We start from the raw sequence: 13,100 nt of genomic DNA, 5'->3' as shown, positions 1-13,100 counted from the left end.
AAAGATGACGTTTTTTAAAAATCGTCACTTGTTTGTGCGGTTGCAGCAAATTTTCGAGAGTGCTGAAGGGGCGACATCGGAAAAGTTCACAATGCGCACAGTTTTGCGCCTCTGTTGAACAAAGATCGCAGTATGAACTTTTCATCTGGCTGTCGGCGCGCGCTGCCTTTAAAAACGCCTCGATGGAAGGAGATCCAGCACATGGACAAGACAGCGACGTCCCTGAGGGACACCGTCGCCGATATCTTCGACGGCGCGACCGTGATGATCGGCGGCTTCGGCGGTTCCGGCTCGCCGATCGAACTGATCCACGCCCTGATCGACCAGGGCGCGCGCGACCTGACCGTGATCAACAACAATGCCGGCAACGGCCATATCGGGCTGGCCGCGCTGATCGAGCAGGATCGTGTCGCCAAGATCATCTGCTCGTTTCCGCGCTCGTCCAATGCGACGGTGTTTAATGAACGCTATCTCGCCGGCAAGATCGAGCTGGAGATCGTGCCGCAGGGCACGCTTGCCGAGCGCATCCGCGCCGGCGGTGCCGGCATTCCGGCCTTCTACACGCCGACCAGCTACGGCACCGAGCTTGCCGAGGGCAAGCCGGTCGAGGAATTCGAAGGCCGGCATTATGTGCGCGAGCGCTGGTTGAAGGCCGACTTCGCGCTGATCAAGGCCGAGTGCGCGGACCCTCACGGCAACCTCACCTATCGCATGGCCGCGCGCAACTTCTCGCCGCTGATGGCCATGGCGGCGGCGAAGACGATCGTGCAGGCCTCCCGCGTAGTGCCGCTGGGCGGCATCGACCCGGAGCACGTCATCACCCCCGGCATCTTCGTCGATACCGTGGTCGAGGTTCCGCACCCGGTTCAGGAGGAAGTCCTGATGCGCGAGGAGGCGCGTTACCCATGAACGACTTTTCCGACATCAAGCTCTCCAACGCCCAGATCGCCTGGCGCGCCGCGCAGGACATCGAGGATGGCGCCTATGTCAATCTCGGCATCGGCTTTCCCGAAATGGTCGCCAAGTTCCAGCCGGAAGGCAAGCAGGCGATCTTCCATACCGAGAACGGCGTGCTGGATTTCGGCGGCGCCCCGCCCGAAGGCGAGGAAGACTGGGATCTGGTCAATGCCGGCAAGAAAGCGATCACGCTGAAGCCGGGAACATCCTTCTTCCACCACGCCGACAGTTTCGCCATGGTGCGCGGCGGCCATCTCGACGTCGCCATTCTGGGCGCATATGAGGTCGCCGAGAACGGTGATCTCGCCAATTGGTCGACCGGCAAGGGCGGCGTGCCCGCCGTCGGCGGTGCGATGGATCTGGTCCACGGCGCGGGCCGCGTCGCGGTGCTGACCGAGCACACCACCAAGAAGGGCCAGCCCAAACTGGTCGAACGCTGCTCGCTGCCGCTGACGGGCGTCGGCTGCGTGACCCGCGTCTACACCTCGCTCGCCGTGGTCGATATCGCCGGCGGCCGCTTCATCCTGCGGGAAAAACTGCCGGGACTGTCGGTTGAAGAGCTGCAGTCGGTCACCGGCGGCACGCTTCATATCGAGGGCGACGTGAAAGACCTGAAGGCACCGGAGGTTTGACCATGAAAGACGTTTATATCTGCGACTATATCCGCACCCCGATCGGCCGCTATGGCGGCGCGCTCTCTTCCGTACGCACCGACGATCTGGGCGCGATCCCGCTCAAGGCGCTGATGGCGCGCAATGCGGGCGTCGACTGGGCTGCGGTCGACGATGTGATCTATGGCTGCGCCAACCAGGCGGGTGAGGACAACCGCAATGTCGCGCGCATGGCGCTACTGCTGGCCGGCCTGCCGGAGAGCGTTTCCGGCACCACGATGAACCGGCTGTGCGGCTCGGGCATGGATGCGGTGATCACCGCCGCCCGCGCGATCAAGGCCGGTGAGGCGGAACTGATGGTGGCCGGCGGTGTCGAATCAATGTCGCGCGCGCCCTTCGTGATGGGCAAGGCCGAAACCGCCTTCAGCCGCTCGGCCGAAATCTTCGACACCACGATCGGCTGGCGGTTCGTCAACCCGCTGATGAAGGCGCAGTACGGCGTGGATTCGATGCCCGAGACCGGTGAGAACGTCGCCGAGGACTTTTCGGTCAGCCGCGAGGATCAGGACAGGTTTGCCCTCGCCTCGCAGCAGAAGGCCGGCAAGGCAATGACATCCGGCAGGCTGGCGCGGGAGATCACCCCGGTCTCGATCCCCCGCCGCAAGGGCGATCCGGTGATCGTCGACACCGACGAGCATCCCCGACCCGACACCACGCTGGAAGCACTGGCGAAGCTCAAAACCCCGTTCCGCGAAGACGGCACGGTCACCGCCGGCAATGCCTCCGGCGTCAATGACGGTGCGGCAGCGCTGATCGTGGCAAGCGCGGAGGCGGCAAAAAAGCACGGCCTCACGCCGATCGCCCGCGTGCTCGGCGGCGCGACCGCCGGCGTCGCACCCCGGATCATGGGCTTCGCTCCGGCCATCGCCTCGAAGAAGTTGTTGGCCCGCCTCGGCCTTTCGACGGACGACCTCGCCGTGATCGAGCTCAACGAGGCCTTCGCCTCGCAGGGCCTTGCCACGCTGCGCGACCTGAAGATCGCCGATGACGACCCGCGCGTGAACCCGAATGGCGGCGCGATCGCGCTCGGCCATCCGCTCGGCATGTCGGGCGCGCGCATCACCGGCTCGGCGATGCTCGATCTCAAGCCGGGCGAGAAATCGCTGTCGACCATGTGCATCGGCGTCGGCCAGGGGATCGCGATCGCGCTGGAGCGTGTCTGACGACGGATGGGCGGCGTACAAACACCGCCCTGCCGCCATTGCAGCCCGGCTGGACCTGTGCACAATGTGACCATTGTTCACGATGAGACCACCTATGCTCAAGTCCACGGATCATATCGCCTCCTTCGCCAAGGGACTGCGCGTCATCACCTGCTTCGGCGCGTCGACGCCCAGGCTGTCGATCGCGGAGGTCGCGGCGGCGACCGGCTATGACCGCGCCACCGCGCGGCGCTGCCTGCTGACGCTCCATGCAGAGGGCTATGCCAGCTATGACGGCAAGTATTTCGCGCTGACCCCGCAGGCCCTGCGCCTCGGCATGAGCGCGTTGAACGCGCTGCCGCTGCCGCAGCGGGTCCAGCCCTGGCTCGATCAGGTTTCTGAGCAGATCGGCCAGTCCTGCTCGGTGGCGATCCTTGATGAAACCGAGATCGTCTACATCGCCCGCGCCGCCCAGCGTCGGGTCATGTCGATCGGGCTGATGCCGGGTTCGCGCCTGCCCGCGCATGCCACATCCATGGGCCGGGTACTGCTTGCCTCGCTCCCCGAAGCCGAGGCCCGCGCCCTGATCGCACGCGCCGACCTCACCCCGCGCACGCCGAAAAGCCTGACCGATCCCGACGAGATCATGGACAGCGTCAGAGCGGCGCATCGCAACGGCTATTGCCTGATCGACGAGGAGGTGGAAACCGGCCTGCGCGCCATCGCCGTGCCCGTCCTCGACGGACGCGAGCGCACCGTTGCCGCCCTCAATACCGGCATGGCTGTGACCCGGGCGTCCGCCGAAAGCCTGATCGAAACCTACCTGCCGGCCCTTTTGAAAGTGCAGCAGAACCTCAAGCGGATCGTTTAAGACCTTTCACCAGCTCGCGAGCATCTGGCCGGGCTTGGAACGCGCTAGCCGCTGGTGGGCTCTTTCCGGCTCCATGTCCGGCATCATTTCCGCCTGACTGATATTGTCGAGCGAGGCGATGATGTGGTTGGAGAGCGCGGTGGTCAGCGATGCCGGCGCGCCCGGCCGCTTCATCAGGCCGATCTGGACCGGCTCCAGCGTGGGAAAGCCATCCGCCGGGGTCAGCACCCGCATGCCGTTCCGGACCGCAGATTCGGGCAGGACCGAGACCGCCATGCCGGCCAGAACCGCCGAGGCAAGCACGGTTGCCGACCAGCTTGTAAACAGGATCCGGTACTCGCGCCCCACCCCATCCAGCGCCTTCACCGCCAGATCGCGCCAGCAGCAATCGCGGCGCCCGACGGCGAGCGGCACCGGCCGGTCCACCGGCAGGGGATGGTTTGCCGAGGCCACCCAACACAGCGCCTCGGTGCGCACCACCTCCGACTGGCGGGTGCGCGCATTATGCGTCACCAGCGCCAGGTCCAGCTCTCCCTGCTTCAGCCGCTCGGCCAGATCGACGGAGTCCTCGCAGACGATGAAAAGCTCGACATTGGGATGGCTTCTGGCGAACCGGTTGATGATATCCGGCATATAGCGGTCGGCGTAATCGTCCGGCGTGCCGATCCTGAGCGAGCCCTGAAGCCGGTTCTCGTCAAAGGCGGTGATCGCCTCGTTATTGAGGCGGATGATCCGGCGGGCGTAATTCAGTAGCTTGTCGCCCTCGTCCGTCAGCCTCACCCCGCGCCCATCCTTTGTGAAGAGCTGCTTGCCGATCCGTTCCTCCAGCCGGCGCATCTGCATCGAGACGGCCGATTGCGTCTTGAACACATGCTCGGCCGCCCGCGTGAACGATCCGTAATCGACGATCGCGACGAAGGTCTGGAGTTGATCGATATCGAGTGGCGCTGCCATGGTCTCACCCATCAAGTTCTATGATGAGTGATATTAGAAACATTCGTTGGACTGATCAATAAGAAATCGTCACTTTGTAACACAACGAAGCGAGCAGCGGCCCAGCGCCACCGGCAAGAATCGGGTGGCTGTCCGGGTGATAATACAGTTTGTTCGCTTTGAAAGGAAGCCATGAGGCTTCCGCCCGCAAGCCGTGCAAAGCCGAAAAGGTTCGGCGCACACCAAGGAGGCGACAATGTCGTTGATTGAAAGGACATCCGCGAGCCGGATGAACATCGGACATTCACTCTGGACTGGCATCAGCGCGTTCATTCGTGCTGCGCGGCGCTTTACGAAAAACCGACTGGCCGTGCACCGCATGGCCGAAATGGACGATGCGCTGCTGAAGGATATCGGGCTATCGCGCCACGAGATCCATCGCGCCCATATGGCCCCGCTCTCAGAAGATCCGATGGCCGAGCTGCGCAAGGCAGCCGCCAACCGCGCCGCGCGCATGTATGTGTGAACGCATTCCGGCCACCTTCTAAGGCCACAAGATCACGCTCCGCTGCGTTGGCGGCGGGGCCTGCCGCCCCTGGTGGCGGCACTCCGGATTGGCGTTATTTGAAGGCCGTATGTCCCAACCACGGCCCGAGAAGACGTCATTTTCCCCGCAGGGTGGTTCAGCCTTCACTCTGCATTTTGCCCGGAAGCACTTGTGTTTCCGGGCTTTTTTGTGCGCTTGAGCCTCAATCAGGTTGCCAGAGTTCGATCGGATTACCTTCCGGATCATGGATCCGCGCGAAGCGGCCGACGCCCGGCATGTCCCAATCGGGATTTGTGACGACCTCGATGCCGGCGGCGGCAAGGCGCGCCAAAAGCGCATCCAGATCATCCACCCGGAAGTTGAGCATGAAATCCCGGTCTTCGGGAAAGTAGTCGCTGGTCGCCGGAAACGGTGCAAAGACCAAGGGGCCGGCAGCGGTTTGCCAGGGGCCGCCGCTCCCAGCGCCAACGCCCAGATGTTCGGCGTACCAAGCGCCGAGCATCTCCGGGTCATGCGCGCGAAAGAAAAAACCGCCAATGCCGGTAACGCCCATTCGAACCTCCAGATCGCGACCACAGAATACCGGGGCGCGCCGAAGCCGTCCATGCCCGAAAAATCAGTACTGGAATTCCTCGAACAGCGGATCGACGGAGCCTTTCCAGCGACCGTGATAGAGCGACAGCAGGTCTTCGGCAAAGGTGGTCTTCTTGGCGATGATCTCGTCGAGCGGGTTGAGGAACACGCTTTCGTCCTGACCGTCGCCATTGAGGTTGCCGCGCGATTTCAGACCGGCGCGGGCGATACCGACAACCTCGCGGGCGATATCCGCAAGCGGACGGCCACCGATTTCCGCCTTCAGCGCCAGGCGCGGTACTTCATCGCGCAGCCGGTGGATATCCTCCACCTTCCACTCAGCCGTCAACTGCTCGGCGGCATCCATCGCACCGTGATCATAGAGCAGGCCGACCCAGAAGGATGGCAGCGCGCAGATGCGCCGCCATGTGCCGCCGTCAGCGCCGCGCATTTCCAGGAAGCGCTTCAGCCGCACGTCCGGAAACAGCGTCGAGATATGGTTGGTCCAGTCGCCCATTGTCGGCTGCCATTCATCGACCTCGCCTTTCAGCGCGCCATCCATGAACTGGCGGAAGGTGATATCGGTGCAATCGCGGTAGCGCCCGTCGCGGATGATGAAATACATCGGCACATCAAGCGCCCAGTCGACATAGCGCTCGAAGGTGAAGTCGTCGCGGAACGCGAAATCGAGCAGGCCGGCGCGGTTATTGTCGGTGTCGCGCCAGATATCGCCGCGCCATGACAGGAGGCCGTTGGGCTTGCCCTCGGTGAACGGCGACGAGGCAAACAGCGCGGTTGAAAGCGGCTGCAGCTTCTGCGACAGCGCCATCTTGCGGCGCATGTCGGCCTCGGAGGAAAAGTCGACATTCACCTGGATGGTGCAGGTGCGATACATCATGTCGAGACCCTGGCTGCCGACCTTGGGCATGTAGCGGGTCATGATCTCGTAACGCGATTTCGGCATGCGCGGGGTTTCCGCGCGCGTCCATTTCGGGCTGCCGCCAATGCCGAGAAAGCCGATGCCCATCGGCTCGGAGACGCCGCGCAGCACGGCCAGATGCCGGTTCGATTCGCGACAGGTCTCGTGCAGCGTCTTGAGGGCCGCGCCGGAGAGCTCGAACTGCCCGCCCGGCTCCAGCGAGATCGCGCCCATGCCATGGGGCTCTGCAAGGCCGATAATATTGTCGCCATCCATGATGGCGTCCCAGCCGAGCTTGTCCTTCATGCCCTTCAGGATCGCCGAGATCGAGCGCTCGCCCTCATAGGGAACGGGGGCGTTGCTGCCCTTGAAGAACGGAAATTTCTCGTGCTCCGTGCCGATCCGGAAATCGGACTCAGGCTTGCACCCGGCTTCCAGATAGGCGACCAGTTCCGCCTTGCCGGTAATCGGCGTCCCGTCGGATGTGTCACGGGCCATGCAAGCTTCCTCGTTCTCAACACAAACAGATAGAGCGGTTTCGCATTTCAGCGAATGGAGCAACCGCCCTCGTCGTCAGGGCCGGAGCCCGCGCAATCCGCTCTTGAACCGGATCGCCGGGGCAATCAAGTCAATTTCTTTGATTGATGGTGAAACGCGCGAAAACCGCATCAGGTCCGCGATCGGACCGGCGTCAGCGCCAATCGCCGATCGTCGCCTGGATCACGGCAAGGGCGGCCACCGCCGCGGTATCCGCGCGCAGGATTCGCGGCCCGAGCGGAATCGCCGTGACGAAGGACAGACCACGCAAAAGTGAACGCTCCTCGTCCGAAAACCCGCCTTCCGGCCCGACGATCAGCGCCAGCCGCGCGGCCTCCACCGTTTCCAGCGCTGCAAGCGGGTTCTGGGTTTCCGCCCCCTCGTCGCAGAAGATCAGCTGCCGGCCGGGCTCCCAGTTTTCGAGAATCTCTTCGAGCCTGGCGGGTTCGCGCAGTTCCGGCACGCTCAGCACGCCGCATTGCTCCGCCGCCTCGATGATGTTGGCGGCAAGGCGCTCGGATTTGGCCGGCTTGCCCTGCACATGGCGGGTCATCACCGGCTGGATGATGCCGGCGCCCATCTCCACCGCCTTTTGCACCATATAGTCCATCCGCCCGGTCTTGAGCGGAGCGAACAGGTAATGGAGGTCGGAGGCAGCGGGCTGGGGGCGGGTCTGTTCAACGGCCTTGAGCGTGATCTTCTTGCGTGTCGGGAAGGTAAGCCGCATCAGCCACTCGCCATCCCTGCCGTTGAAGGCGAGGAGCTCGGTCCCCTCCGCAGCGCGCAGGACGTGGGCCAGGTAGTGAAACTGATCCTTGTCGGCCTCGATCTCTGCTTCGGGGCCGAGATCGGCTTCAACAAACAGGCGTTGCAGGCGGTAATTTGCGCGCATGGCAGACTCGCATCGGGATGACGCTTCGCTTGCGGCGAGGCGTTGATAATCGGCTAGCGCGTTTCTTGCACAGGCAGGATGATCAACGCAACTAGCCGCCCAGACGACCGGCGAAGTCGATCAGCAGCGATTTCAACTCGCTCTCGTCCACCATTTCGGCGGCCTCTTCGGGGCTTGCCCATTTGCGCACGCGTTCATCGCGCTCCGGAAACCGGGCCTTCGCCTTGCGCACCCGCAGCGGAAAGATCTCGACCACGCAGGTGACGGATGTGCCGTCATCGAGACGCTTGAGATAACGGAAATTGCCGACCGGCGTATCCGAAACCTTGCCCTTGATGCCGGCTTCCTCGAAAGCCTCCTGCTCGGCCACTTCGTGCGGCGCCTTGTTGGCCATCGGCCAGCCCTTCGGCGTCACCCAGCGGCCGGTGTCGCGGCTGGTGATCAGCAGGACTTCGATGGTCTTCTTTTTCTTGGTTTTGGCCAGCCGGTAGCACAGCGCCGCATATTGCTGGCGGGCTTCATCGATTTCATCTGCCAAGTTTTCACTTGATGGCATGACGTTCCTTCCGGCGAATCAGGACCAATACGATCGGGATCGTGTGTTTTAACACACGGTTGCAGACCGTTTCTGACGGATGCGTGAAGCTTTTGTGAATTTTGATTGCACACGCGCGCAACGAATAGAATCGTCCTCCGCGTGACATCTGTCAAGTCCGATACCCCTTTCCGGAACTTTAGCGCCGCCGCCGCCGTTGACATGTCGAAATGCCGGATCGGCCAATATTGAGAGGACACATCATGCTTGAATGGATTCTGATACTGTTGATCATCGCGGCTGTCGCCAGCCTGCTGGGTTTTCGCGGCGTTGCCGGCCTTTCCGCAGGCATTGCCCGGATTCTGATCTTCATCGTACTCGTGGTCATTCTGATTTCGCTGATCACCGGCGTGTTGATCATCGCCTGACCGATTGTCACAGCACGGCCTCGTCCCAATAGGGGGACGGGCCGTAGAGCCCGGCCATGAAGTCGATGAACAGCCGCACCTTGGCCGGCAGAAAATTCCTAGAGGCATAGACCGCGAAAAGCCCGACATTGTCCGGGCTTTTATACTCCGGCAGCACATGGACGAGTTCGCCCGCCGCCAGTTCCGGCCCGATATCCCAGGTCGACCTCAGCGCAATGCCCATGCCGGCAAGCACAGCCTCGCGGATAACCTCGCTGGAATTGGTCACCAGCCGCCCGACCGGGCGGAACGACACCGGCCCCTCCGGACCTTCCAGCCGCCAGTATTCGCCATTATGCGCCGGCAGGCACACATGATCCTCGAGCGCCTCCAGGCTTTGGGGAGCGCCGAAGCGCTCGACATACTGGCGCGAGGCGCAGAGCACGCGGCGGACCGGGGCAAGCTTGCGGGCAACCAGCGTGGAATCCGAAAGCTCGCCTATCCGCACCGCAAGGTCAAAGCCATCGGCGACGATATCGACGAAGGCATCGCTGAGAATGAGTTCGATTTCCAGCCTTTCATGGGCATTCATGAAGGTCGCCAGATGCGGCGCGATATGCATCCGCCCGAACGAAGTTGGCGCCGAGATTCTCAGCCGGCCGCGAACCGCCGATGCATGGCCTTCGACAAAGGCCTCGGCCTCCTCGATCCCGGCCAGCACGGGCAGCAGGCGCTCGTAGAACCCGCGTCCCGTCTCCGTCAGGGTGATCATCCGTGTTGTCCGCTGCAATAAGCGCACCCCGAGTTGCTCTTCCAGACGGCGAATGCTTTTCGACACAACGGCCGGCGAAAGCCTCAGCGTCCTGCCCGCATCACTCATGCTGCCGGTCGCGGCGACCTCCGCGAACACTTCCAGATCCTGCAGATTTTTCATAATCACCGCGATTGTTGCCTTTGTGGAACAAGTATTAGCATTTGTCTCTCAGTGAGGCCAATGTTAGAGAATGAGTTGCAGCCGTGATGCTGCGATTATCCCGTTTTGCGCGGCGTCCGGAAGCCAAGCCCGGACGCGATCTGGAGGTCCGCTTTGACAGGCACAATCGCGTTTCGCGAACCCGATGCCGGCATTCTGGCGCGGCGCGAGACAATCATCGAGGAATTGCAGACGCTTCTGCCTGAAAACGCGCTCGTGCACGAGGCGCGTGAACTGGTGCCGTTCGAAACCGACGCCTTTCTCGCCTATCATCGCATTCCGCTGGCAGTCTGCCTGCCGGAGACGACCGAGGATGTCGCCAAGGTGCTGCGCTACTGCCATGACAATGGCATTCCCGTGGTGCCGCGCGGGGCCGGCACCTCGCTTGCCGGCGGCGCGATCGGCCAGGAGGACGCGATCATTCTCGGCCTGTCGCGGATGAACCGTATTCTGGATATCGACCTGCCGAACCGGGCCGCGGTGGTGCAGGCCGGCGTCACCAATATCGCGATCTCGGAGGCCGTCGCGCCGGAGGGCTTTTTCTATGCGCCCGATCCCAGTTCCCAGCTTGCCTGCACGATCGGCGGCAATATCGGCATGAATTCCGGCGGCGCGCATTGTCTGAAATACGGCGTCACAACCAATAACCTGCTCGGCGTCAAACTCGTGCTGGTCGACGGCACGATCATCGACCTCGGCGGCAAGACGCTGGATTCGGGCGGCCTCGATCTCTTGGCTCTGATCTGCGGCTCGGAGGGCCAGCTCGGCATCATCACCGAGGCCACCGTGCGACTGCTGGCCAAGCCCGAGGGCGCCCGGCCGGTCCTGTTCGGCTTCCCCTCCTCCGAAAGCGCCGGCGCCTGCGTGACCGATATCATCGCCGCCGGCATCATCCCGGTCGCCATCGAATTCATGGACAAGCCGGCGATCGAGATCTGCGAGGCGTTTGCCCATGCCGGCTATCCGCTCGATGCCGCCGCCCTGCTGATCATCGAGGTCGAGGGCTCTGAGGAAGAGATGGAGGCGATGCTCGGCCGGATCGTGACAATCGCCGAGACCCATGGCGTTACGGCCGTGCGCCGCAGCCAGTCGGCCACCGAGGCCGCGCTGATCTGGAAGGGGCGCAAATCCGCCTTCGGCGCGACCGGACGGATCGCCGACTATATCTGCATGGACGGCACCGTGCCGCTCAGCCGGCTTTCCTACGTTTTGCAGAAGACCAGCGAGATCACCGACCGCTACGGCCTGCGCGTCGCCAACGTGTTTCACGCCGGCGACGGCAACATGCACCCGCTGATCCTCTACAATATCAATGATCCCGAAGACGCCGCGCGCGCCGAGGAGGCCGGGGCGGAAATCCTGAAGCTCTGCGTGGAGGCCGGCGGCTGTCTGACCGGCGAACACGGCGTCGGCATCGAGAAACGCGACCTCATGCGCCACCAGTATGGCGAGGCCGACCTTCGCCAGCAGATGGCGGTGCGCGCCGCATTCGATCCCGCATGGTCGCTGAACCCCTCCAAGGTGTTTCCGCTGGGGGGACGCGATGACTGAACTTCTGACGCCAGAAAGCGAGGCCGAGGCGGCCGCGATCATCGCCCGCCATCACGACAGCGACGCGCCGCTGCGGCTGTGCGGCGGCGATACCCGCTCCGGTTTCGGCAATCCGGTCGAAGCGGATGTCACGCTGAGCTCGCGCGCGCTTTCCGGCATCGTGGCCTATGAGCCATCCGAAATGGTGATGACAGCGAAGGCCGGCACGCCGGTTGCCGAAATCGAGGCGGCGCTTGCCGAAAACGGCCAGTTCCTCGCCTTCGAACCGATGGATCATCGGGGCATGATGGGAACCGACGGCACGCCCACGATCGGCGGCGTGTTCGCGGCCAATGTTTCAGGCCCGCGCCGATTCGCGCTGGCAGGGGCTGCCCGCGACCACCTTCTCGGCGCTCGCTTTATCAATGGCCGCGGCGAGGTGATCCGCGCGGGCGGGCGAGTGATGAAAAACGTCACCGGCCTCGATCTCGCGCGGCTGATCGCCGGCTCGCACGGCACGCTCGGCTTCCTGACCGAAGTGACGTTCAAGGTTCTCCCCGCGCCCAAATCCGCCGCCACGCTGATTGTCACGGACCTCACCGAAGAAGATGCCGTGAAGCTGTTGGCCGCTGCGATGGCGCTGCCGCTCGAAGTCTCGGGCGCGAGCCACCTGCCCTATAGCGTGCGGTCCGCATTTCTGAACGACGGAATCAATGGCGACAGCGCCACCTGCCTGCGGCTGGAAGGCCTGCCGGAATCGGTTTCGGCCCGCCTCGACAAGCTTGCGGCCTATGCCGAGCCTTTTGGCCCCCTCACCCGGCTCGGCGATGCGGACACGCGCGAGTTGTGGCGCGAAATCCGCGATGTCGCGCCCTATCAAGATCGCTCGCTCCGTCCGCTCTGGCGCGTCAGCGTCACGCCGTCCGAAGCGGCGGCGCTGGTCGGCGCGATGCGGCTGGAGGCGGCGGTGGACGCGTTCTACGACTGGCAGGGCGGGCTTGTGTGGATGCGGATGGACGGCGCGCCGGAGGCCGATATTCTGCGCGCGCTGCTGAAGAAACACGGCGGCGGGCATGCCACGCTGATGCGCGCCGATCCGGCCGCACGCAAGCTGACGCCCGCCTTCGAACCGCAGCCGGCGGCGGTCGCGGCGCTCGAAGCCCGCATCCGCGCGAAACTCGACCCCAGGGGCATTTTCAATCCCGGCAAGATGGCAACACAGGAGATGGCAGCATGAGCGACCCGCACTATGACGCGCCCAAGCGCTTCGGCGACGGCTGGATGGACCCGAGCAAGAACAACGTCATTCTCATCTATATTCTCTACCTGGTCGGCTGCGTGATTTTCGTTGCCGGCGTGATCGGCCTGATTGCGGCCTATCTGAACCGCGACAAGGCGGAAGACTGGCTCAAGACGCATTACACCTGGGCGATCCGCACCTTCTGGATCGCGCTGCTGTTTTCGGCGATTTCGTTTGTGCTGACCTTCGTGCTCATCGGCGTGCTCGGCTTTGTCGCCACCGGCATATGGGTGATCGTGCGCGTGATCATCGGCCTGCAGAAGGTGAACCGCAACGAGCCGATCGAAAACCCGCAAAGCTGGCTGATCTGATC

15 protein-coding genes are annotated in these 13,100 nt (G+C 63.4%); 9 read left to right on the top strand and 6 right to left on the bottom strand.

The window, feature by feature from the left end:
- Positions 1-201: 201 nt before the first annotated feature.
- The 4 genes from K7H91_RS12785 (at position 202) to K7H91_RS12770 (ending at position 3,641) form a co-directional block, all read left to right on the top strand.
- Positions 202-909, top strand: a complete 708-nt coding sequence (locus K7H91_RS12785; RefSeq protein ID WP_230720660.1) for a 3-oxoacid CoA-transferase subunit A — start codon at positions 202-204, stop codon at positions 907-909.
- Positions 906-1,589 (top strand): 3-oxoacid CoA-transferase subunit B, encoded by a 684-nt coding sequence (locus K7H91_RS12780; RefSeq protein WP_230720659.1) that lies wholly within the window; start codon positions 906-908, stop codon positions 1,587-1,589. Before K7H91_RS12785 ends, K7H91_RS12780 begins: the two co-directional genes overlap by 4 nt.
- A 2-nt stretch (positions 1,590-1,591) precedes the next feature.
- Positions 1,592-2,791, top strand: coding sequence for a 3-oxoadipyl-CoA thiolase (gene pcaF / locus K7H91_RS12775; RefSeq protein ID WP_230720658.1), 1,200 nt, complete (start codon positions 1,592-1,594; stop codon positions 2,789-2,791).
- Between the two features lie 94 nt (positions 2,792-2,885).
- Complete coding sequence (locus K7H91_RS12770; RefSeq protein WP_230720657.1) at positions 2,886-3,641, top strand: IclR family transcriptional regulator domain-containing protein; 756 nt, start codon at positions 2,886-2,888, stop codon at positions 3,639-3,641.
- A 6-nt stretch (positions 3,642-3,647) separates the two neighbouring features.
- On the opposite strand, the gene K7H91_RS12765 is transcribed toward K7H91_RS12770, so the two are convergent.
- Positions 3,648-4,595, bottom strand: a complete 948-nt coding sequence (locus K7H91_RS12765) for a LysR substrate-binding domain-containing protein (RefSeq protein ID WP_230720656.1) — start codon at positions 4,593-4,595, stop codon at positions 3,648-3,650.
- Positions 4,596-4,830: 235 nt separating this feature from the next.
- On the opposite strand from K7H91_RS12765, the gene K7H91_RS12760 reads away from it, so the two are divergent.
- Positions 4,831-5,100: a DUF1127 domain-containing protein gene (locus tag K7H91_RS12760; RefSeq protein WP_230720655.1), complete on the top strand. Its 270-nt coding sequence runs from the start codon at positions 4,831-4,833 to the stop codon at positions 5,098-5,100.
- Positions 5,101-5,323: 223 nt separating this feature from the next.
- On the opposite strand, the gene K7H91_RS12755 is transcribed toward K7H91_RS12760, so the two are convergent.
- From K7H91_RS12755 to K7H91_RS12740, 4 genes are all read right to left on the bottom strand, one after another.
- Positions 5,324-5,674, bottom strand: coding sequence for a VOC family protein (locus K7H91_RS12755; protein WP_230720654.1), 351 nt, complete (start codon positions 5,672-5,674; stop codon positions 5,324-5,326).
- Between the two features lie 63 nt (positions 5,675-5,737).
- Entirely contained in the window at positions 5,738-7,111 is a 1,374-nt protein-coding gene (locus tag K7H91_RS12750; protein WP_230720653.1) for a glutamate--cysteine ligase, read from the bottom strand.
- Between the two features lie 193 nt (positions 7,112-7,304).
- Complete coding sequence (locus tag K7H91_RS12745) at positions 7,305-8,042, bottom strand: 16S rRNA (uracil(1498)-N(3))-methyltransferase (protein ID WP_230720652.1); 738 nt, start codon at positions 8,040-8,042, stop codon at positions 7,305-7,307.
- Positions 8,043-8,133: 91 nt separating this feature from the next.
- Positions 8,134-8,598 carry an NUDIX hydrolase gene (locus K7H91_RS12740; RefSeq protein ID WP_230720651.1) on the bottom strand — a complete coding sequence of 155 codons (465 nt, stop codon included), beginning with the start codon at positions 8,596-8,598 and terminating at the stop codon, positions 8,134-8,136.
- A gap of 242 nt (positions 8,599-8,840) precedes the next feature.
- On the opposite strand from K7H91_RS12740, the gene K7H91_RS12735 reads away from it, so the two are divergent.
- Positions 8,841-9,005 carry a DUF1328 family protein gene (locus K7H91_RS12735; protein WP_018065521.1) on the top strand — a complete coding sequence of 55 codons (165 nt, stop codon included), beginning with the start codon at positions 8,841-8,843 and terminating at the stop codon, positions 9,003-9,005.
- Between the two features lie 7 nt (positions 9,006-9,012).
- Here the strand turns inward: K7H91_RS12735 and K7H91_RS12730 are convergent, their stop codons facing one another.
- Positions 9,013-9,918, bottom strand: a complete 906-nt coding sequence (locus K7H91_RS12730) for a LysR family transcriptional regulator (RefSeq protein ID WP_230720719.1) — start codon at positions 9,916-9,918, stop codon at positions 9,013-9,015.
- Positions 9,919-10,071: 153 nt separating this feature from the next.
- Here K7H91_RS12730 and K7H91_RS12725 point away from each other — a divergent pair, with 153 nt between their 5' ends.
- The 3 genes from K7H91_RS12725 to K7H91_RS12715 are packed head-to-tail and all read left to right on the top strand — an operon-like array spanning position 10,072 to position 13,098.
- Positions 10,072-11,508, top strand: a complete 1,437-nt coding sequence (locus K7H91_RS12725; RefSeq protein WP_230720650.1) for an FAD-linked oxidase C-terminal domain-containing protein — start codon at positions 10,072-10,074, stop codon at positions 11,506-11,508.
- Entirely contained in the window at positions 11,501-12,724 is a 1,224-nt protein-coding gene (gene glcE / locus K7H91_RS12720; RefSeq protein ID WP_230720649.1) for a glycolate oxidase subunit GlcE, read from the top strand. The genes K7H91_RS12725 and glcE overlap by 8 nt, the downstream gene beginning before the upstream one ends.
- Positions 12,721-13,098 carry a DUF4870 family protein gene (locus tag K7H91_RS12715; protein WP_230720648.1) on the top strand — a complete coding sequence of 126 codons (378 nt, stop codon included), beginning with the start codon at positions 12,721-12,723 and terminating at the stop codon, positions 13,096-13,098. Before glcE ends, K7H91_RS12715 begins: the two co-directional genes overlap by 4 nt.
- The last annotated feature ends 2 nt before the right edge of the window (positions 13,099-13,100 follow it).

This window comes from Martelella mediterranea (assembly GCF_021021415.1).
GTDB classification, from domain to species: domain Bacteria; phylum Pseudomonadota; class Alphaproteobacteria; order Rhizobiales; family Rhizobiaceae; genus Martelella; species Martelella mediterranea_C.
Note: the sequence above shows the minus strand (reverse complement) of the source record. Positions and strands in the feature narration are given on the sequence as shown.

Coding starts and splice junctions, on each gene's coding strand:
- K7H91_RS12785 (WP_230720660.1), top strand. CDS start 202: ATGGACAAGACAGCGACGTCCCTGAGGGACACCGTCGCCGATATCTTC.
- K7H91_RS12780 (WP_230720659.1), top strand. CDS start 906: ATGAACGACTTTTCCGACATCAAGCTCTCCAACGCCCAGATCGCCTGG.
- pcaF (WP_230720658.1), top strand. CDS start 1,592: ATGAAAGACGTTTATATCTGCGACTATATCCGCACCCCGATCGGCCGC.
- K7H91_RS12770 (WP_230720657.1), top strand. CDS start 2,886: ATGCTCAAGTCCACGGATCATATCGCCTCCTTCGCCAAGGGACTGCGC.
- K7H91_RS12765 (WP_230720656.1), bottom strand. CDS start 4,595: ATGGCAGCGCCACTCGATATCGATCAACTCCAGACCTTCGTCGCGATC.
- K7H91_RS12760 (WP_230720655.1), top strand. CDS start 4,831: ATGTCGTTGATTGAAAGGACATCCGCGAGCCGGATGAACATCGGACAT.
- K7H91_RS12755 (WP_230720654.1), bottom strand. CDS start 5,674: ATGGGCGTTACCGGCATTGGCGGTTTTTTCTTTCGCGCGCATGACCCG.
- K7H91_RS12750 (WP_230720653.1), bottom strand. CDS start 7,111: ATGGCCCGTGACACATCCGACGGGACGCCGATTACCGGCAAGGCGGAA.
- K7H91_RS12745 (WP_230720652.1), bottom strand. CDS start 8,042: ATGCGCGCAAATTACCGCCTGCAACGCCTGTTTGTTGAAGCCGATCTC.
- K7H91_RS12740 (WP_230720651.1), bottom strand. CDS start 8,598: ATGCCATCAAGTGAAAACTTGGCAGATGAAATCGATGAAGCCCGCCAG.
- K7H91_RS12735 (WP_018065521.1), top strand. CDS start 8,841: ATGCTTGAATGGATTCTGATACTGTTGATCATCGCGGCTGTCGCCAGC.
- K7H91_RS12730 (WP_230720719.1), bottom strand. CDS start 9,918: ATGAAAAATCTGCAGGATCTGGAAGTGTTCGCGGAGGTCGCCGCGACC.
- glcE (WP_230720649.1), top strand. CDS start 11,501: ATGACTGAACTTCTGACGCCAGAAAGCGAGGCCGAGGCGGCCGCGATC.
- K7H91_RS12715 (WP_230720648.1), top strand. CDS start 12,721: ATGAGCGACCCGCACTATGACGCGCCCAAGCGCTTCGGCGACGGCTGG.